Genomic DNA, 17625 nt, shown 5'->3' with positions numbered 1-17625 from the left:
GCGGGGAGGAGAGGCGACGCGGGCGCGGCGGAGAGGGGCACCGGCCCGCGTCGGACCGCCCGGTTCCGGCCGGGCGGTCAGCGCCCGTCACCGAAGCGACAGGCGCTGAACCGTTACACCGCGAGGCAGAGGTACTTGATCACGACGTAGTCGTCGATGCCGTAGTGCGAGCCTTCGCGGCCGAGGCCCGACTGCTTGACGCCGCCGAACGGCGCGACTTCGTTCGAGATCAGGCCCGTGTTCACGCCGACCATCCCGTATTCGAGCGCTTCGGCGACCTTCCACACGCGGCCGATGTCGCGGCTGTAGAAGTAAGCGGCCAGACCGAACTCGGTGTCGTTCGCGAGGCGGATCACCTCGTCGTCGCTGCCGAACTTGAACAGCGGCGCGAGCGGCCCGAACGTCTCTTCCTTCGCGACCTTCATCGCCGGCGTGACACCCGTCAGCACGGTCGGCTCGAAGAAGCCGTGGCCGAGCGCGTGGCGCTTGCCGCCCGTCACGACGGTCGCGCCCTTCGCGAGCGCGTCCTCGATGTGTGCCTCGACCTTCAGCACGGCCGCTTCGTTGATCAGCGGGCCTTGCGTGACGCCCGGCTCGGTGCCGCGACCGACCTTCAACTGGCCGACCGCCGCCGCGAGCTTCTGCGCGAACTGGTCGTACACGGCTTCATGCACGTAGAAGCGGTTCGTGCACACGCAGGTCTGGCCGCTGTTGCGGTATTTCGATGCGATCGCGCCCTGCACGGCCGCATCGAGATCGGCGTCGTCGAACACGATGAACGGCGCGTTGCCGCCGAGTTCCAGCGACACCTTCTTGACCGTCGCCGCGCATTGCGCCATCAGCAGGCGGCCGACCGGCGTCGAGCCGGTGAACGACAGCTTGCGCACGATCGGGTTCGACGTCAGTTCGCCGCCGATCGCCTTCGGGTCGCCCGTGACGACGCTGAACACGCCGGCCGGCACGCCCGCGCGCTCGGCCAGCACGGCCATTGCGAGCGCGGAGAACGGCGTTGCCTCGGCCGGTTTCACGACGATCGGGCAGCCTGCCGCGAGCGCCGGGCCGACCTTGCGCGTGATCATCGCCGCCGGGAAGTTCCACGGCGTGATCGCCGCGCACACGCCGATCGCTTCCTTCGTCACGACGATGCGCTTGTCGCTCGCCGGCGTCGGGATCGTGTCGCCGTACACGCGCTTGCCTTCCTCGGCGAACCATTCGAGGAACGACGCCGCATAGCCGATCTCGCCCTTCGCCTCGGCCAGCGACTTGCCCTGCTCGGTCGTCAGGATCAGCGCGAGGTCGTCGGCGTTTTCCATCATCAGGTCGTGCCACTTGCGCAGGATGACCGCGCGTTCCTTCGCGGTCTTCTTGCGCCACGCCGGCCATGCGGCGTTCGCGGCGTCGATCGCGTGACGCGTCTCGGCCGTGCCCATCGCCGGCACGGTGCCGAGCAGGCCGCCCGTCGCCGGATTGCGGACTTCGAACGTCTCGCCGTTCGATGCGTTTTGCCATTCGCCGTTGACGTACGCCTGCTGGCGGAACAGCGACGGATCTTTCAGTGCCGGGGTTTCCTGAACCGTGCTCATGTGTATGTAGCCTGCGTTGAAGATGAAGGACGAAACGGCCGCCGCCGTCCTGACGACGGCGGCGGCACATTCGGTTGACGGGAACTCAGGCCGGCACGCCGACCGTTTCCTTCAGCACTTCCTCGAGGATCACGAGCGCTTCGTCGAACACGGCCTGCGGGATCGTCAGCGGGAACAGGAAGCGCACGACGTTCGAGTACACGCCGCACACGAGCAGCAGCAGGCCGCGCTCGAGCGCACGCGCCTGCACGCGCTTCGTGAATTCCGCGTCCGGCTCGCCCGAGCCCGGCTTCAGGAACTCGACCGCGACCATCGCGCCCGGGCCGCGCACGTCGGCGATCTGCGGCACGTCGGCCTGCAGCGCGTTCAGCTTCGCCTTCAGCACGTCGCCGAGTTGCGTGGCGCGCTCGCACAGCTTCTCTTCGTCGATGATCTCGAGCACCGCGTGCGCCGACGCGACCGCCAGCGGGTTGCCCGCATACGTGCCGCCGAGGCCGCCGGGCGCTGCCGCGTCCATCACGTCCGCACGGCCGACGACGCCCGACAGCGGCATGCCGCCCGCGAGGCTCTTCGCCATCGTGATCAGGTCGGCCAGCACGTCGTAGTGCTGCATCGCGAACAGCTTGCCGGTACGCGCGAAGCCGGTCTGGACTTCGTCGGCGATCAGCAGGATGCCGTGTTCGTTACAGATCTTGCGCAGCGCGCGCACGAATTCGGCCGGCGCCGGGTTGAAGCCGCCTTCGCCCTGGACCGGTTCGAAGATGATCGCGGCGACGCGCTTCGGATCGATGTCGGCCTTGAACAGCATCTCGATCGCCTTGATCGAGTCGGCCGTCGTCACGCCGTGCAGCGCGGTCGGGTACGGGGCGTGGAACACGTCGCCCGGGAACGGGCCGAAGTTCAGCTTGTACGGGGCGACCTTGCCGGTCAGCGCCATGCCCATCATCGTGCGGCCGTGGAAGCCGCCCGAGAATGCGATGACGCCCGGACGGCCGGTTGCTGCGCGCGCGATCTTGATCGCGTTCTCGACGGCTTCGGCGCCGGTCGTGAAGAACGCGGTCTTCTTCGGGAAGTCGCCCGGCGCGCGTGCGTTGATCTTCTCGGCCAGCTCGACGTACGACGCGTACGGGACGATCTGGTAGGCGGTGTGCGTGAAGCTGTTCAGCTGATCCGAGATCGCCTTGACGATCTTCGGGTGGCGGTGGCCCGTGTTCAGCACCGCGATGCCGGCGGCGAAATCGATGAAGCGGCGGCCTTCGACATCCCACAGTTCCGCGTTCTCGGCACGGGCTGCGTAGAAATCGCACATCACGCCGACGCCGCGCGGGGTAGCGGCGTTCTTGCGGGCCTGCAGGTCGGCATTCTTCACGGTCATCTCCTTGATGTTCTTTCCGGTGAGTAGAAAATCGGGCGCGTTGACAGCCCATGGAGGCGACTATAATCACATTTGGCTCTGACAATCAGAGCCATTTCAATAAATATTCAGGAGCCAATCATGCGCGCGAGCGTGTTGTCGGACTGGCTGGCGCAGCGCCTCGTGCGCGGCGGCGAACAGCCGATCTACCGGCAGCTTCACCGGTTGCTGCAACAGGCGATCCTGTCGCGCGAACTGCCGGCCGGCACGCGCGTGCCGTCGTCGCGATTGCTGGCCGCCGAGCTCGGGATCGCGCGCAACACGGTCACGCAGGTTTACGAACAGCTTGCGCTCGAAGGTTATGTGAACTCGGCGACGGGTCGCGGCACCTTCGTCGCCGACAGCGCGCCGGACGAGATCGTCGGGGCGCCGCCCGACGCGGCGGCCGGCCCGGCCGCCGTGGTGCCGTCCGCGCGGCGGCTGTCCGCACGCGGCACGCGGCTGGTCGAAGGGGCCGGCGTGTCGAAGCGCCAGGGCGGCGCGTTCATGCCGGGCGTGCCCGATGTGTCGCGATTTCCGGCGCGCGTGTGGACGCGGCTGCACAACAAGTACTGGCGGCGCCTGCGCCCCGACCTGCTGACCTATGCGCCGGGCGGCGGGCTCGCGCTGCTGCGCGAGGCGCTGGCCGACTACCTGCGCACGTCGCGCTCGGTGCGCTGCACGCCCGAGCAGATCGTGATCACGACCGGCATCCACCAGTCGATCGACCTCGCGGTGCGGCTCCTGACCGACCCGGGCGACGCGATCTGGACCGAGGATCCGTGCTACTGGGGCGTGCGCAGCGTGCTGAACGTGTCGGGGCTGACCACGCGGCCGATCCCGGTCGACGACGAAGGCATCGCGCCGTCGGCCGCCGATCTCGCCGAACCGCCGAAGCTGATGCTCGTCACGCCGTCGCACCAGTATCCGCTCGGGATGGTGATGAGCCTCGCGCGGCGGCGGATGCTGCTCGAATACGCGCGCCAGCACGGCTGCTGGATCATCGAGGACGACTACGACAGCGAATTCCGCTACGGCAGCCGGCCGCTCGCGTCGCTGCAGGGCCTCGATACGGCCGGGCAGGTGATCTACGTCGGCAGTTTCGGCAAGACGCTGTTCCCCGGGCTGCGGGTCGGCTACCTGGTCGCGCCGGAACCGCTCGCGGAAAGCTTCGCGACCGCGAGCGCCGAGCTGTATCGCGAAGGGCAGTTGCTGCAGCAGGCCGTGCTCGCCGAATTCATCGCGGAAGGGCATTTCGTGTCGCATATCCGCAAGATGCGCACGCTGTACGGGCAACGCCGCGAGGTGTTGCTCGATGCGGTCGCGCGCCGCTACGGCGACACGCTGCAGGCGCTCGGCAGCGACGCGGGGCTGCATCTCGTCACGCAATTGCCGGAAGGTGTCGACGATCGCGCGGTCGCGCAGGCCGCGCTCGAACGCAATATCGTCGTGCGGCCGCTGTCCGGCTATTACGCGGATCGCGGGCGCGCGGCGTCGGGGCTGCTGCTCGGCTATGCATGCGTGCCGGAGGACGAGATCGCGCCGGCATTCGCGACGCTCGCCGAGGCGATCGACGAGCGGGCGTTCGGCGGGGTGGCGGTGGCGGCTTGATGGTTGATGGTCGATGGTGTCGATGGTGTCGCTGCGTCGCGGAGCAGTGCGAGTCGTTCGCCACCTTCTCCCCGCGGCGCGGATAGAAAGGCACGGGCGGGCGGCGAGATGTGCGGGCCGCATCCCGGGCGTCGGCGCGACGAAGGTCGTCGGCCCGTGCGCCTACAACCGGATCAGCGCCGCACCCGCCACGACCAGTGCACACGCGGCGAGCCGCTGCGCGCCGGGCCGCTCGCGCATCACGAACCAGCCGATCGCGACCGCGAAGATCGAACTCGTTTCGCGCAGCGCCGACACGGTCGCGACCGGCAGGTGCCGGTACGCGAGGATCACGATCGCATATGCGGCGAGCGAGATCGTGCCGGCGATCGCCCCCTGCTTGAGCGCGGTGCGCGAGCCGAGCACCGCGCGCGGGCCGCCGCGCAGCGCGCAGACGAGCACGAGCTGCGGCACGCTCCACAGCAGGTACACCCACGCGATGTAGCCGAGCGCGCTGCCGGACACGCGCGAGCCGATCCCGTCGCAGATCGAATACGCGGCGATGAACACGCCCGTGAGCAGCGCATACGGCACGCCTTCCCCGGAGAACCTGAAGCCGCGGCGCAGCGCGAGCGACATGATGCCGAACGACACGAGCGCGATGCCGGCGAAGCCGAACGGCGTCGGCCGCTCGTGCAGCACCGCGAACGCGAGCACCGATACGAGCAGCGGCGACATCCCGCGCGCAATCGGATAGATCTGCCCGAACTCGCCGCTGCGGTAGGCGCGCGCGAGCGTGAAGCAGTACGCGACCTCGAGCGCGGCAGATGCGGCGACATACGGCCAGGCGGCGGGCACCGGCGCGGGCAGCAGCACGGCGCCGGCGATGCCGAACGCGAGATACGGCAGCGACATCGTGCCGAGCTGGACGAGCCGGTCTTCGCTGACGTGCAGGAACGCGTTCCAGATGGCGTGCAGCAGCGCGGAGCACAGTACGAGGCCGATGAACAGGTGATCCATGAATGAAGGGGCGGACGAAGGCAGGCGCCGACAATTATGTGGGTATCGGGCGCGCTCGCGCGGAATTGTCGATAATGGAGTGTTGTTATTCACCGGATGCCGACAATGACCGAAGCCACCCAAGCCCAGCCTGCCGTTCCGCGCCTCACGAGCCTGTCGCACGGGGGCGGCTGCGGCTGCAAGATCGCGCCGGGCGTGCTGTCCGAACTGCTGAAGCGTGCGACACCGCCCGCGCTGTTCCCGGACCTGCTGGTCGGCACCGAGACGTCCGACGATGCGGCCGTCTACCGTCTCAACGACGAGCAGGCGATCGTCGCGACCACCGACTTCTTCATGCCGATCGTCGACGATCCGTTCGACTTCGGGCGCATCGCGGCGACCAACGCGCTGTCCGACGTCTACGCGATGGGCGGCAAGCCGATCCTTGCGCTCGCGCTGGTCGGGATGCCGATCAACGTGCTGCCGCACGAGACGATCGCGGCCGTGCTGCGCGGCGGCGAATCGGTGTGCGCGGACGCCGGCATTCCGGTTGCGGGCGGCCATTCGATCGATTCGGTCGAACCGATCTACGGGCTCGCGGCGATCGGCGTCGTGCATCCGTCGCGCGTGAAGCGCAACGCGGCCGCGCGCGCGGGCGACGTGCTCGTGCTCGGCAAGCCGCTCGGCGTCGGCGTGCTGTCGGCCGCGCTGAAGAAGAACCAGCTCGACGCGGCGGGCTACGCGCAGATGGTCGCGACGACCACCAAGCTGAACCGGCCGGGTGCCGAGCTTGCCGCGCTGCCGGGCGTGCACGCGCTGACCGACGTCACGGGTTTCGGGTTGCTCGGCCATACGCTCGAACTGGCGCGCGGCGCGCATCTCACCGCGCGCGTGCACTACGCATCGCTGCCGTGGCTCACGGGTGTCGAGGCGTTCGTCGCCGACGGCGTGTTCACCGGCGCATCCGGCCGCAACTGGGCCGCGTACGGCACCGACGTGCGGCTCGCCGACGGCCTGCCGGCCGTTGCACAGGCGCTGCTGACCGATCCGCAGACGTCGGGCGGCCTGCTCGTCGCGTGCGCGCCGGAAGCGGTCGACGAAGTCCTCGCGTGCTTCCGCGCCGACGGCTTCGACCGCGCGGCCGTGATCGGCGAGATGGTGGACGGGGCGGCGCGGGTCGAGGTGGCTTGATCACCGCTCTTCCTGCGGATATTTTGCTGCCGCTGGAATCGATGCCTTTCGTTGACGGCGTCGAGGATCGATGAGCGACTTCCTGTTCGGGCTGACGATCGCGCTGTCGGTCGGGCCCGTCGCGCTGATGATCGCGAACTACGGGATGCGCGCCGGCACCGCGAGCGGCGTGCGCGCGGCGGTGGGCGTGGCCGCTGCCGACGGCTGCTATGCGGTCGTCGCGTTTACGATCGGCGCGATGCTCGCGAGCACGCTCGCGTCGCACCTGCCGCTGTTCCGTGTCGTCGGTGCGCTCGTGTTGCTCGCGATGGGCGCGCGGATGCTGTGGCAGGCGCTGACGGATCGGCGCCGCACGCTCGACGGCGATGCGCCGCCGCCGGGCAATCGCCCGTTCACGTCGATGTTCTTCGTCACGCTCGCGAATCCGCTGACCATCCTGCTGTTCTATGGCTATGCAACGGCTGCCGCCGGTGCGCATCGGCACTGGCTTTTCGGCGCCGCATGCGTGTTTGCCGGCAGCCTCGCGGGGCAGCTCGTGTTCGCATTCGGCGGCAGTGCGATCGGGCGCGTCGTGAAGTCGCCGGGGTGGCTTGCGGCGAGCCATGTGGTTGCCGCGCTGGTCGTGCTCGGTTATGGCATCGCGGGGCTCGTGCGCGTGTAGCGGTTCGGGAGCCGGCCGAAGGCGACGTCGACGGGGTGATCCGCAGAGGTAGGTCGGCAGGTTTTCGTTCCTGCCAACCGGATAGCATTCCTGATGGTTGTCGTGCACGGCGATGGTGCGAAACCGACGACGCACCTCGCATTGCGCAACACGCGCACCGTCGCACGAAACACGGCCAGCCGTTTCGTAGCCGGGTTCCGCATCGCGCGGGCCCGTTCTATACTCCTTCGCGCAGTCTCCGAGAGCCGTTCTCACCCAACATCATCGAAACAAGGGACGCCGATGCTGACTCGCTCCATTCTTTCCGCCGCCGCATTCTCGCTCGCGGCCTGTGCGACCGCGCCGTCGATCGCGCAGGACAACCAGGGCAACAACGCGGGCAACACTGCATTTGCCGAGACCGGTGCACAGGGCCGCCCGGTCAAGGTCATGATCATCACGATGTTCGGTCCGGAGGGCCAGGCCTGGCTCGACCGGATCGGCCCGTGGCGCGACATCGCCGTGCCGGGCCTGTCGCCCGACTATCCGGCCGTCCACTGCAACAAGCAGGACGTGTGCGTGGTGACGACCGGCATGGGCTATGCGAACGCGTCGGCGACGATCATGGCGCTCACGTTCTCGCAGCGCTTCGATCTGCGCCGCACGTATTTCCTGATCTCCGGTATCGCGGGCGTCGACCCCGCGCAAGGCACGGTCGGGTCCGCCGCGTGGTCGAAGTACCTCGTCGATTTCAGCCTGCAGTGGGAACTCGATGCGCGCGAGATTCCGTCCGGCTGGAACACGGGCTTTCTCGGCATCAACACGAAGAGCCCGAACGACAAGCCGCCGCTCGACTACCGCACCGAAGTGTTCCAGCTCAATCCGCAACTGACCGACGCCGCGTACGCGCTGTCGCGCAACGTCGTGCTCGCCGACAGCGCGCAGGCGCAGGCCGCGCGCGCGAAGTTCACGTATGCGCCGGCGAACCGGCCGCCGACGGTGATCCAGTGCGACACGTCATCGGGCAACACGTGGTTCTCGGGCACGCTGATCGGCGAGCGCGCGCGCCAGTGGACGAAGATCCTGACCGACGGCAAGGGCACCTACTGCATGACCGCTCAGGAAGACAACGCGACGTACGAAGCGCTCAAGCGCGCGGCGAGCGTGAAGCGGGTCGACCTGTCGCGCGTCGCGGTGCTGCGCACGGGGTCCGATTTCGACCGGCCGTATGCGGGGCAGACGAGCGCCGACAACCTGCTGAACTACGCAGACCAGGGCGGTTTCGCGCCGGCGACCGAAAACCTGTACCGCGCGGGCAATCCGCTCGTGCAGGACATCGTGACGCACTGGGGCGAATGGCGCGACGGCGTGCCGCGCAGGTAAGTAGGTGTAGCGACGCGCTGGAGTCGCTCGATCATTCACGCGTAGCCGGGCTCCGGGCGAGTCAATATCGCCTGGAGCGGCCGGATTGGGGCGCGCGGGACCGGCTGCCGAGGATCACGGCCCGGGTTGCGTGAGCTTGAGTTCGATGCGCGTATATTCGGGCCCCAATAACTGCATGGTCGCAGTCTCACCGTGCTCGTCCGTCATGCCGATGTATTGCGTTGCACTGGTGCTGATCCGGTAGCAGATGTGCATCAACGGCTTCTGGTCTTGATTTCGTAAAAGCAAGGTCTGGTTGCGTGTGTGTGCGGTCCAGCGTTCCGTTGTCACAAAACGCGCCGATGTGGGCTCCCGGCTGTCGCCGCACGAGAAGCGGGTCGAGTCGGGCTGGGGCCCTGGTGTCTCGGGTGTCAGTGCATAACTGGCGACACCGGGCGTACTTGCCGAATTGCAGAGACTCTGACACCCTGCGGGCGGGCATTTCGGAACGAACTGGACCCACAACTGCTTCCTGTCGTCGGGATCGAGCTTGCCGTTCCTGCGCGATACGATTCGCTCACCGACGTAAATGTCGTTGGGCGACATACCGAGTTGTACGAGAAACGATTTCATCTGCGCACCGCGTTGCCGCGCGAGTCGATTGGGGCGGTTTTCCCAATCGTAGGCCGTCGCGTCGATCGAGGCCGCCGCCCCTTCGCGCGTCCATTCCCTGGCGGTCAGGTAGTGTCTGACGACGGCGAGTCGGTCGCTGTTGGCGATCTCGGTCGAATTCAGCGGCAGTTCCATGCTGTCGGTCAACAGGATCTTGCACGCATTGGCCTGTATCGGGAGTGACAGGAGGGCACCGAGTATGACAAGGAGGGCATGTCGCATGAGTTGCTCCGATTCAACGCGCCAGAATGAACCAGGCGATGTTGTCTGCGTTGCGGATCGCCATGCCCGGGTAGCGTTTCGCGAACTGTGCGCAGGCCGAGCGACCGTATGCCGCTGGATGGTCGCCCGCATCGAAAGTGTCTGCAGAATGGGCGCATTCGTGAACGATGGTCAGTTGCTGCGAGGAGAGGTTTCCGGCTGATCGCTCGGGTAGCGAGCAAAACGGGAGATTGATGGCGATGGTATGAGTCGCGGTGTCGGGGCGACAAACATGCGCGACCTCGGCGTCGAGATGTTTCATGTTCGGCAGACATCCTGTTGCGCGGTCGGCATCGGAACCGATGCGGACGAAATTTCCTGGGCCGAGACTAGCCATCACCCTGGCAAGGGCGTCGAGCCCCGACGTTAGTCTGCGTCTTGTATCGATATTTGCCGAGCCGAACCACTCGATGACTCGCGCTTCCGTGGCCGGATTCCATCGCATCAGTTCCATGCGCCGTCGCAGTGTGATCTCGACTGCTTCGTCCCGCAATTCAAGTATCCGTTTCCTGAACGCTGAATCGGTCATGTTCGGACAGATTGGCGGTCCGTCGAGTGATATACCGAGCTTTGACGACGCTGTCATAGGCACTCTCCATATGGATATCATTTGGAGTGCTGATGCTAAGTGCCTGAAGTAGACCGATGATGCACCAGATTTGGGTTGACGGAACGAATGAGGTTTGGGAAGTGTGAATTGAAGGCAGGAAAGACGGCAGTTTCTTCCGGCGAACAGGTGTTCTTTCGCTGGCTCAACCGGCCTGGTGATCTGGATTGAGCCGCGTGGACATGCGATATGCGGCCGAAAGACCATCGAGTATGACGGCGAGCGCGAACCGACAGACTAATCAGCCCGTGTCAATCGATGTGTCGGGCATTGATGCGACTTGGTCGTTGGATTTACCTTGGATAACGTCACCAATTGTGTCGCTACAGTGGTTGCTGTGACCGCGGCACAAATGCGCCGCAGTGGTCGACGCGCCATCCCCGGCGACCGAAAACCTGTACCGCGCGGGCAATCCGCTCGTGCAGGACATCGTGACGCACTGGGGCGAATGGCGCGACGGCGTGCCGCGCAGGTAACGGGCGGACGTGGCCGGACGACGACTCAGCCGGCGGTCAATGCGAGTGCGGGGCCGAACGGAACGGCGTCCAGATCGGCGTGGTGTCGTCCCAGTGATCGAGCGGCGAAGGAAGTTGGTCGTTCATCATGTGCTCCTGCAACTAACTGACTCGGCGAGTCGTCGATGGGTGGTTCGCGACGCCGCGCACGGGGCGACCCGCTGCGCGGCGTTGCGCGTTTACCGGCCTCCGCCGGCGAGCTGGTTGCTTTCCGGCATCGAGCGATACGGGCCTTGTGCGAGTTCGAGCCCTTGCGGATACGAAGTCGCCTTGCGCAGGTACGCGAGCGTGCCGTCGCGGCGCGCCTGTTCGACTTCCGCGCTCACTTCGGCGCGCGTGCGCGGACCGTTGTGCTGCGTGTACCACGACGTGTTGCCGTAGTCGCCGGCGTGCGGCGTGCCCGAATCGGCGAAGGCCGGTGCGGACACGGCGAGTGCGAGGGTGACGGCGGAGAGAAGGGTGCGGCTGTTCATGACGTAACTCCTGTATCGAGATAGGCCGGCGCTTCAGTGCCCGGCTCGGATCCCGTGTTTGCATTGCGTCGGAGTCGGCGCCTGCTCCAGGGATCGGTTCGATGCGCAACGGTGTGCGCGACAGGGTTTACTCTAGGGGCCGGCAGCAGCGCGATAAATGGCGCTGCCGCGAATTGAATTGTCGTCAGGTTGGAACAATCGTTATCCGCACGGACCGTGAGGATATCGTCGCGAGCCTTGTGCCGCGGGGCTGCAGGCCGCTGGCCATGCGGGGCGGCGCGCCATGTGCGCGGCGCGGTCTTCCGCGCTGGCGCACTGATCCTTTGCGCGTGGCGGAACAATGGCGGCGCGGAGCATGCGGTGCGCGGCGGGAACCGGTCGTCGGGCCGGCCCGACGCATCGCAGCGCGCATGCGCGAGTCAGATCGCTTCGAGACGATAGCCGAGCGTGTAGACCGCGCTGAGCCGCACGCCGTTCGACGGCTGGAGCGCCAGCTTTATCCGCAATCGATAGATGTGCGTGTCGAGGCTGCGGGATACGCGGGTCATGTCGCGGCCCCACAGCGAAAGGATCAGCGCATCGCGCGGCATGATGCGCCCGATGTTACGAAACAGCAGCACGGCGAGATCGAATTCGCGCGGCGTCAGCTTGATCTGCGTGCCATTGAGCCGTACCGTCCGTGCCTTCGTATCGATCCGGTAGCCGCCGATATCGAGGGTGTCCAGCGGCGCACCGCCGCTGTGATACGCGCGCCGCAGCAACGCGTTGGTGCGCGCCAGCAGTTCGAAATGGCTGATCGGCTTGACCATGTAATCGTCGGCGCCGGCATTGATCGCGGAGAGAATCTCGTCCTCTCGCGCGCGATGCGTCAGAAACAGGATCGGCAGGCGCCCGCCGATGCGTTCCCGCGTCCATTTCAGCACCTCGAACCCCGACAGGCCCGGCACTTGCCAGTCGAGAATCAGCAGGTCGACCACCGCGTTCTCCAGATGGCGGATTGCCTGGAAGCCGTTGCCGACCGCATGCACGTGGTGTCCCGATTTCTCCAGTATTTCGGTGATCGCTTCGACGTATGCGCTGTCGTCCTCGAGATATAGAACATTCATGTTTTGCACTCCTTTGTAAGCGAGCAGGTCGATCGTGCTGCGTCGAGCGTGGGTGGAAGGGTTCTTATGTCCCGTGTGAGGCCGAGTGGCGACCGGCGAATTTCCGCGCATGTTCGCATCGTTACGTCAGGAAATTGTCAACAATTTTGAACGCATAAGGCGGCTGCTATAGCGGCGAAATCGCTTTCATTGGTTCATGTGAGATCAATTAATAACCACTATTGTTGACAAATGTTGTCAATGCAAAACGGTGGCGCGATTACGCTTCGATGTAGCGGCACCGCCTCGGTGGAGTTCCGGCGAAGGGGCGAGTTTGGGGAACATCGCATGCTGATATACAAGTCATTCATGGAAAAGAAGGCCTTGCTCGAAGAGCAACTGCAACGCGAGCGTCTCGCCATATCGGAGGTCGTGCTGCTCGAAGTCCGGCGCTGTATCGAGGAATTCGGGTTCACCCACAACGAGGTGTTTCCGGCCGGTGCGGCCGGCCTCAGGAAGCGCCGGGCAAAGTATTTCGACCCGCGGACCGGGCGGACGTGGTCCGGCGTGGGCCGGGAGCCGGCATGGTTGCGTGGTCAGGATCGCAACCGGTTCCTGATCGATGCGATATCGCCCATTAAGTCTGAGGATTCCTGATCATTGAATTTTTTGAAGATGCGTCATGTCGGTCTCGGGGAGCTTCGACGCGGCGGCCTGTCATCGGTGTCGCGGCGTGTTCGGAAGATCGATCGCGCAATCACCCCGGGATGACGAAGCGAAGCGGATGGAACCAGTTCCATCTGAAATATTACATTTCGATTGTGACAGTTCTAGTGACGAACATCGGTGTCCAAATTTTTTCCCGGCCGGACTGAAGGGCGAGATCAGGAGCGAATTCGTATGAGCGATCGAGCAGCGCAACAGCACGGCGAGGCGTTGGCGCCCGAGCGCGTGTTTGTCGGCATCAGCGTGACGTACGAGACGGTTGAGGTCGGCGTCTCGTCGCTGAGGGTGATCCTCGGCTACCGGAACGAGACGTTCGGCATCGAGTCGATGACCGATGCAATCGCCGGATTGGCTCCTGCGCGCGTCGTGCTGGAGTCGTCCGGCGGCGCCGAAGTCGAGGTGGCTTGCGCGCTGCAGGCCGCGCGACTGGCGGTGGCCGTTGCCTATCCGCATCAGGCCCGCGATTTCCTCGCGGGCGCGGTCGAGATTCCGCTCGACCGAAAAGGGGCGCGCGCCCGTTTGCTGACGGAACTGGCCTGCAAGTTCGATCAGCATCCGTCGTGCGCCCAACTCGTCGAGCCGTTGTCCGACCCGCAACTACTGTACGTGCAGGCACTGGTGCAGCGCCGCCGGCAACTCGCGCGCGCGCTGATCGCGGAGTATCAGCTGCTCACGTGCTCCCAGGCGAACGTGCGCAGCAGCATCGAGCAGACGATCGCGTTCATGGAAAACCAGATCGGCGTGATTGATCGCTTTTGCGCGCGGCACGTGAGCGCGCAGCGCGCGCAACTGGCGCGGGCGATGGCGCGCGCGAAGCGGCCCGGCCGCGGCGCACCCGGCATGGGGGCCGCGGAATTCATGCGTGCGTGGAGAGCGAAGTGAAAAAAGGGCCCGGGTACGCCGGACCTACGCGACCCACTCGTTGATGACCGGCGTATCGAGCGCCGGTGCGCGTTCGGCTTCCTCGAACGTGCGCTTGCTGCACGTCGCGTCGAGGCTGCCCTTGCCGCTCAGCAGCGGGCAGCGGTCGAACACTTCGGCGATCCAGTCGACGAACACGCGCACCTTCGGCGACAGATGGCGGCTGTGCGGATACACGACCGAGATCGGCATCGGCAGCGGCTTGATGCCGGGCAGCACTTCCTTGAGCCGGCCTTCGCGCAGGTGTGGCAGCACCATGAAGAGCGGCGGCTGGATCAGCCCGAAGCCTTCGATCCCGCAGGTCACGTACGCATCCGCGTCGTTTACCGACACGATGCTTTCCATCTTGATCTCGGTTTCCTTGCCGTCGATCAGGAACGACCAGTCGATCGTGCGGCCGGTGCGGCTCGAGAAATAGTTGACGGCCTTGTGCTGGCTCAGGTCCTCGATCGTCTTCGGCTCGCCGAAGTGCTCGAGATACGAGGGCGCGGCGACCGTCACGCCTTCGAACAGGCCGACCCGGCGCGCGACGAGCGACGAATCCTGCAGCGCGCCGACGCGGATCACGCAGTCGACGCCTTCCTGCAGCAGGTCGACCGGGCGGTCGGACAAGCCGAGCTGCAGGTCGATGTCCGGATAGCGCGTGTGGAATTCGCACAGCGACGGAATCACGAGCAGCCGCCCGATCGAACCCGGCATGTCGATACGCAACTTTCCGTGCGGCTTCCGGTTGTTGGCCTGGAAGCTCGCTTCGGTTTCCTCGACGTCCGCGAGGATCCGCACGCATCTTTCGTAGTACGCGGCGCCGTCCGGCGTCAGCGACAGCCGGCGCGTGGTCCGGTGCATCAGCCGCACGCCGAGGAACGCTTCGAGATTCTGGATGATCGTCGTGACGGACGCCCGCGGCAAGCTGAGCGTTTCTGCCGCCTTGGTGAAGCTGCTTGTATCGACGACGCGAGTAAACACCTGCATGGCCTGAAGCCGGTCCATCACAACCTCCGCAATCTAGGGTCTGCTTGTATATGGAACGCGCATGCGTTGCCACGAGAACGGCCGCTCGCGAGGCGCGCGACGCCGCGAATACTGACGTATCGCCAAGGAGCGCAACGCGGCGAGCGGCCGTTCTCGTGGCAACCCCAAATTAAAAAAAACATGTCACGGGAATGCCCGAAATCGCCCGTATGGCGGCGTCGCTCGTCGCTTGTTTGGCTCGGCCAAACGGCGCTCCTCACTCCTTGCCCTACGAGCGATTTCGGGCATTCGCATGTGCGTTCCATATGCAAGCGGACCCTTTTGCCGCCGGAACAAAGAGGCTGCGCTACCTCGTGGGTGAACGCAGCCTCGGATTGTTCGGGGTCGTTGAATTGTGTTGCCGGATTATAGGCATTTATCCCAATGTCTGCCGGACCCAGAATTCGTTCCATCTCGAAATGGATGCTGCATCGTCATGGACGCTTCTGAATTCAGCAAATTCCTGAAAGCCGCAATGCCTGCTCAAGCCTTGGCGGGCGCGGCGCTGACGGTCGCCGAAGTGGAAATTCCCGGCTACGCGCAGGACATCGTGCTGCGCCTCTACCGCCGCCCGGACAAGACCGGGTTGCCGGTAGTGCTTTATTTCCACGGCGGCGGTTTCGTCCGCGGTTCGCTCGAAGACGCTGATTTCGCCGCGCGTTTTTTAGCAGAACGCTTACCAGCTCTCGTAGTGTCGGTCGATTATTCGCTCGCACCGGCCTTTCCTTTTCCGGCCGCGCCGGAGGATGCGTATCGCGCGGCCGTGTGGGCCGCGACGCGCGCCCGCGCGTTCGGCGGCAATCCGAAGAAGATCGGTGTCGCGGGCCACGACGCGGGCGGGCAGCTCGCGAACTGTCTGGCATTCATCGCACGCGACCGCGGCGAAGTGTCGATCGCCGCGCAGGCGCTGTTCGGGCCGATGCTCGACCCGAGCATGACGCGCATCGGCGACGCCGAGCGTCTCGCGTCGGACATCACCGCGCGCGAATGCGCGGCCTGTTATCGCGCGTATCTGCCGCAGGCCGCACAGCGCATGCACCCGTACGCGGCGCCGATCGAATCGGTGCGCCTCGCGGGGCTGCCGCCGACGCTCGTCGTCACCGCGCAGAACGACGTGCTGCACGTCGAAGCGGAGAAATATGCGGGCTGCCTGATTTCGTCGGGCGTGCTCACGCAGGTGATCCGCTATCCGGACATCACGCACGCCGCGCTCGCGACGCACGAAGCCGCATTCGAGGAAGCCGTGCGCTTCTTCCAGTGCCGCTTCCAGGCGCGCCAGCCGAACCGTTCCGAATAACCAGAACCAATCCACGTTTATTGGAGATCCACATGGCCATCCTACGCACCTCCCGTTCCCGAATCGCGACAGCGGCGATCGTGACGCTCGCCGTCGTCGGCCTCGGAACGTTCGGCGCAATGCGCGTGAACGCGAACGCGAACGCGCCCGAAAAAGCGGCCGCGCCGCTGCCCGAAGTCGATGTCGCGACCGTCGTGCCGCAGACCGTGACCGACTGGCAAGGTTATTCGGGCCGCCTCGAAGCGATCGAGAAGGTCGACGTACGTCCGCAGGTGTCGGGCACGATCGTCGCGGTGAATTTCAAGGACGGCGCGCTCGTGAAGAAGGGCGACGTGCTGTTCGTGATCGACCCGCGCCCGTACCAGGCCGAAGTCGACCGCGCGGCTGCGCAGCTCGCGGCTGCCCAGGCCCGCAACGGCTATGCGCAGACCGACTGGCAGCGCGCGCAGCGGCTGATCGGCGACAACGCGATCGCGAAGCGCGATTACGACGAGAAGCAGAACGCGGCCCGCGAGGCGACGGCGAACGTGAAGGCGGCCGATGCCGCGCTGGAAACGGCGCGCATCAACCTCGGCTATACGCGGATCACCGCGCCGGTGTCGGGCCGCGTGTCGCGCGCGGAGATCACGGTCGGCAACGTCGTGTCGGCCGGTGCGGCGGCCGCGCCGCTGACGACGCTCGTGTCGGTGTCGCCGATCTATGCGTCGTTCGATGCGGACGAGCAGACCTACCTGCAATACATCAACGGCGCGCGCGACGGCCGCAAGGTGCCGGTCGAGCTCGGCCTCGCGAACGAAACCGGCTACTCGCGCAGCGGCGTGATCGATTCGGTCGACAACCGGCTCGACACGTCGTCGGGCACGATCCGCGTGCGTGCGCGCTTCGACAACGCCGACGGCGCGCTCGTCCCGGGCCTCTACGCGCGCGTGAAGGTGGGCGGCAGCGCGCCGCACCAGGCGCTGCTCGTCGACGACGCGGCGATCAACACCGACCAGGACAAGAAGTTCGTGTTCGTCGTCGACCAGCAGGGCCGCGTGTCGTACCGCGAAGTGCAGCAGGGGATGCAGCACGGCAACCGGCGCGTGATCGTGAGCGGGCTTTCCGCGGGCGACCGCGTGATCGTGAACGGCACGCAGCGCGTACGGCCCGGCGAGCAGGTGAAGCCGCACATGGTCCCGATGACGGGCGGCGATGCGCCGTCCGCGCCGCTCGCGAGCACCGCGAAGCCGGCCGCACCGGCGAAGGCGGATTCGTAAGCGGCCCGCCGCTTCGCATCCGCGTTCAACCAGACAGAGCCAG

Annotated in this window: 16 protein-coding genes; 8 read left to right on the top strand and 8 right to left on the bottom strand. The window is 66.0% G+C overall.

What is annotated here, in order from left to right:
* Positions 1-113: 113 nt before the first annotated feature.
* Positions 114-1583: an NADP-dependent succinate-semialdehyde dehydrogenase gene (gene gabD, locus MRS60_RS25105; RefSeq protein ID WP_243565739.1), complete on the bottom strand. Its 1470-nt coding sequence runs from the start codon at positions 1581-1583 to the stop codon at positions 114-116.
* Between the two features lie 85 nt (positions 1584-1668).
* A complete protein-coding gene (locus MRS60_RS25100; protein ID WP_105391109.1) occupies positions 1669-2952 on the bottom strand; it encodes a 4-aminobutyrate--2-oxoglutarate transaminase in 1284 nt (427 codons plus the stop codon).
* A gap of 126 nt (positions 2953-3078) precedes the next feature.
* Here MRS60_RS25100 and MRS60_RS25095 point away from each other — a divergent pair, with 126 nt between their 5' ends.
* On the top strand, positions 3079-4587 hold the full coding sequence (locus MRS60_RS25095) for a PLP-dependent aminotransferase family protein (RefSeq protein WP_243565738.1): 1509 nt from the start codon (positions 3079-3081) through the stop codon (positions 4585-4587).
* Between the two features lie 162 nt (positions 4588-4749).
* Here the strand turns inward: MRS60_RS25095 and MRS60_RS25090 are convergent, their stop codons facing one another.
* Positions 4750-5586 carry a DMT family transporter gene (locus MRS60_RS25090; protein WP_175749547.1) on the bottom strand — a complete coding sequence of 279 codons (837 nt, stop codon included), beginning with the start codon at positions 5584-5586 and terminating at the stop codon, positions 4750-4752.
* A gap of 105 nt (positions 5587-5691) precedes the next feature.
* Here MRS60_RS25090 and selD point away from each other — a divergent pair, with 105 nt between their 5' ends.
* The 3 genes from selD to MRS60_RS25075 all read left to right on the top strand — a co-directional run bounded on the left by selD (position 5692) and on the right by MRS60_RS25075 (position 8779).
* The gene (gene selD, locus MRS60_RS25085) at positions 5692-6756 is read left to right on the top strand and encodes a selenide, water dikinase SelD (RefSeq protein ID WP_105391049.1); all 1065 of its coding nucleotides are present in this window, start codon (positions 5692-5694) and stop codon (positions 6754-6756) included.
* A 70-nt stretch (positions 6757-6826) separates the two neighbouring features.
* Positions 6827-7417: a LysE family translocator gene (locus MRS60_RS25080; protein ID WP_243565737.1), complete on the top strand. Its 591-nt coding sequence runs from the start codon at positions 6827-6829 to the stop codon at positions 7415-7417.
* A 282-nt stretch (positions 7418-7699) separates the two neighbouring features.
* A complete protein-coding gene (locus MRS60_RS25075; protein WP_034181744.1) occupies positions 7700-8779 on the top strand; it encodes a purine-nucleoside phosphorylase in 1080 nt (359 codons plus the stop codon).
* Positions 8780-8893: 114 nt separating this feature from the next.
* Here the strand turns inward: MRS60_RS25075 and MRS60_RS25070 are convergent, their stop codons facing one another.
* From MRS60_RS25070 to MRS60_RS25050, 4 genes are all read right to left on the bottom strand, one after another.
* Positions 8894-9652, bottom strand: coding sequence for a hypothetical protein (locus MRS60_RS25070; protein ID WP_034181745.1), 759 nt, complete (start codon positions 9650-9652; stop codon positions 8894-8896).
* A 13-nt stretch (positions 9653-9665) separates the two neighbouring features.
* Positions 9666-10277 (bottom strand): M35 family metallo-endopeptidase, encoded by a 612-nt coding sequence (locus tag MRS60_RS25065; RefSeq protein WP_243565736.1) that lies wholly within the window; start codon positions 10275-10277, stop codon positions 9666-9668.
* Between the two features lie 715 nt (positions 10278-10992).
* Positions 10993-11286 (bottom strand): DUF4148 domain-containing protein, encoded by a 294-nt coding sequence (locus tag MRS60_RS25055; RefSeq protein ID WP_175749545.1) that lies wholly within the window; start codon positions 11284-11286, stop codon positions 10993-10995.
* A gap of 419 nt (positions 11287-11705) precedes the next feature.
* Positions 11706-12392 carry a response regulator transcription factor gene (locus MRS60_RS25050; protein ID WP_034181747.1) on the bottom strand — a complete coding sequence of 229 codons (687 nt, stop codon included), beginning with the start codon at positions 12390-12392 and terminating at the stop codon, positions 11706-11708.
* Positions 12393-12740: 348 nt separating this feature from the next.
* Here MRS60_RS25050 and MRS60_RS25045 point away from each other — a divergent pair, with 348 nt between their 5' ends.
* Both MRS60_RS25045 and MRS60_RS25040 read left to right on the top strand, forming a co-directional pair.
* On the top strand, positions 12741-13028 hold the full coding sequence (locus MRS60_RS25045) for an H-NS family nucleoid-associated regulatory protein (RefSeq protein ID WP_243565735.1): 288 nt from the start codon (positions 12741-12743) through the stop codon (positions 13026-13028).
* Positions 13029-13271: 243 nt separating this feature from the next.
* A complete protein-coding gene (locus MRS60_RS25040; protein ID WP_243565734.1) occupies positions 13272-13979 on the top strand; it encodes a hypothetical protein in 708 nt (235 codons plus the stop codon).
* 24 nt (positions 13980-14003) lie between these two features.
* Here the strand turns inward: MRS60_RS25040 and ceoR are convergent, their stop codons facing one another.
* Positions 14004-15008 carry a putative multidrug efflux transcriptional regulator CeoR gene (gene ceoR, locus MRS60_RS25035; protein WP_096473390.1) on the bottom strand — a complete coding sequence of 335 codons (1005 nt, stop codon included), beginning with the start codon at positions 15006-15008 and terminating at the stop codon, positions 14004-14006.
* A gap of 457 nt (positions 15009-15465) precedes the next feature.
* On the opposite strand from ceoR, the gene MRS60_RS25030 reads away from it, so the two are divergent.
* On the top strand, positions 15466-16326 hold the full coding sequence (locus MRS60_RS25030; protein ID WP_034181749.1) for an alpha/beta hydrolase: 861 nt from the start codon (positions 15466-15468) through the stop codon (positions 16324-16326).
* A 32-nt stretch (positions 16327-16358) separates the two neighbouring features.
* Complete coding sequence (ceoA, locus tag MRS60_RS25025) at positions 16359-17582, top strand: multidrug efflux RND transporter periplasmic adaptor subunit CeoA (protein WP_243565733.1); 1224 nt, start codon at positions 16359-16361, stop codon at positions 17580-17582.
* Positions 17583-17625: the final 43 nt, after the last annotated feature.

This window comes from Burkholderia pyrrocinia, from assembly GCF_022809715.1.
GTDB lineage: Bacteria > Pseudomonadota > Gammaproteobacteria > Burkholderiales > Burkholderiaceae > Burkholderia > Burkholderia pyrrocinia_C.
The sequence above is the reverse complement of the archived record's forward strand: the minus strand, read 5'-3'. Positions and strand labels throughout refer to the sequence as shown.

Excerpts from the sequence above, each read along its gene's own strand:
- gabD (WP_243565739.1), bottom strand. The coding sequence starts at position 1,583 with ATGAGCACGGTTCAGGAAACCCCGGCACTGAAAGATCCGTCGCTGTTC.
- MRS60_RS25095 (WP_243565738.1), top strand. The coding sequence starts at position 3,079 with ATGCGCGCGAGCGTGTTGTCGGACTGGCTGGCGCAGCGCCTCGTGCGC.
- MRS60_RS25090 (WP_175749547.1), bottom strand. The coding sequence starts at position 5,586 with ATGGATCACCTGTTCATCGGCCTCGTACTGTGCTCCGCGCTGCTGCAC.
- selD (WP_105391049.1), top strand. The coding sequence starts at position 5,692 with ATGACCGAAGCCACCCAAGCCCAGCCTGCCGTTCCGCGCCTCACGAGC.
- MRS60_RS25080 (WP_243565737.1), top strand. The coding sequence starts at position 6,827 with ATGAGCGACTTCCTGTTCGGGCTGACGATCGCGCTGTCGGTCGGGCCC.
- MRS60_RS25075 (WP_034181744.1), top strand. The coding sequence starts at position 7,700 with ATGCTGACTCGCTCCATTCTTTCCGCCGCCGCATTCTCGCTCGCGGCC.
- MRS60_RS25070 (WP_034181745.1), bottom strand. The coding sequence starts at position 9,652 with ATGCGACATGCCCTCCTTGTCATACTCGGTGCCCTCCTGTCACTCCCG.
- MRS60_RS25065 (WP_243565736.1), bottom strand. The coding sequence starts at position 10,277 with ATGACAGCGTCGTCAAAGCTCGGTATATCACTCGACGGACCGCCAATC.
- MRS60_RS25055 (WP_175749545.1), bottom strand. The coding sequence starts at position 11,286 with ATGAACAGCCGCACCCTTCTCTCCGCCGTCACCCTCGCACTCGCCGTG.
- MRS60_RS25050 (WP_034181747.1), bottom strand. The coding sequence starts at position 12,392 with ATGAATGTTCTATATCTCGAGGACGACAGCGCATACGTCGAAGCGATC.
- MRS60_RS25045 (WP_243565735.1), top strand. The coding sequence starts at position 12,741 with ATGGAAAAGAAGGCCTTGCTCGAAGAGCAACTGCAACGCGAGCGTCTC.
- MRS60_RS25040 (WP_243565734.1), top strand. The coding sequence starts at position 13,272 with ATGAGCGATCGAGCAGCGCAACAGCACGGCGAGGCGTTGGCGCCCGAG.
- ceoR (WP_096473390.1), bottom strand. The coding sequence starts at position 15,008 with ATGGACCGGCTTCAGGCCATGCAGGTGTTTACTCGCGTCGTCGATACA.
- MRS60_RS25030 (WP_034181749.1), top strand. The coding sequence starts at position 15,466 with ATGGACGCTTCTGAATTCAGCAAATTCCTGAAAGCCGCAATGCCTGCT.
- ceoA (WP_243565733.1), top strand. The coding sequence starts at position 16,359 with ATGGCCATCCTACGCACCTCCCGTTCCCGAATCGCGACAGCGGCGATC.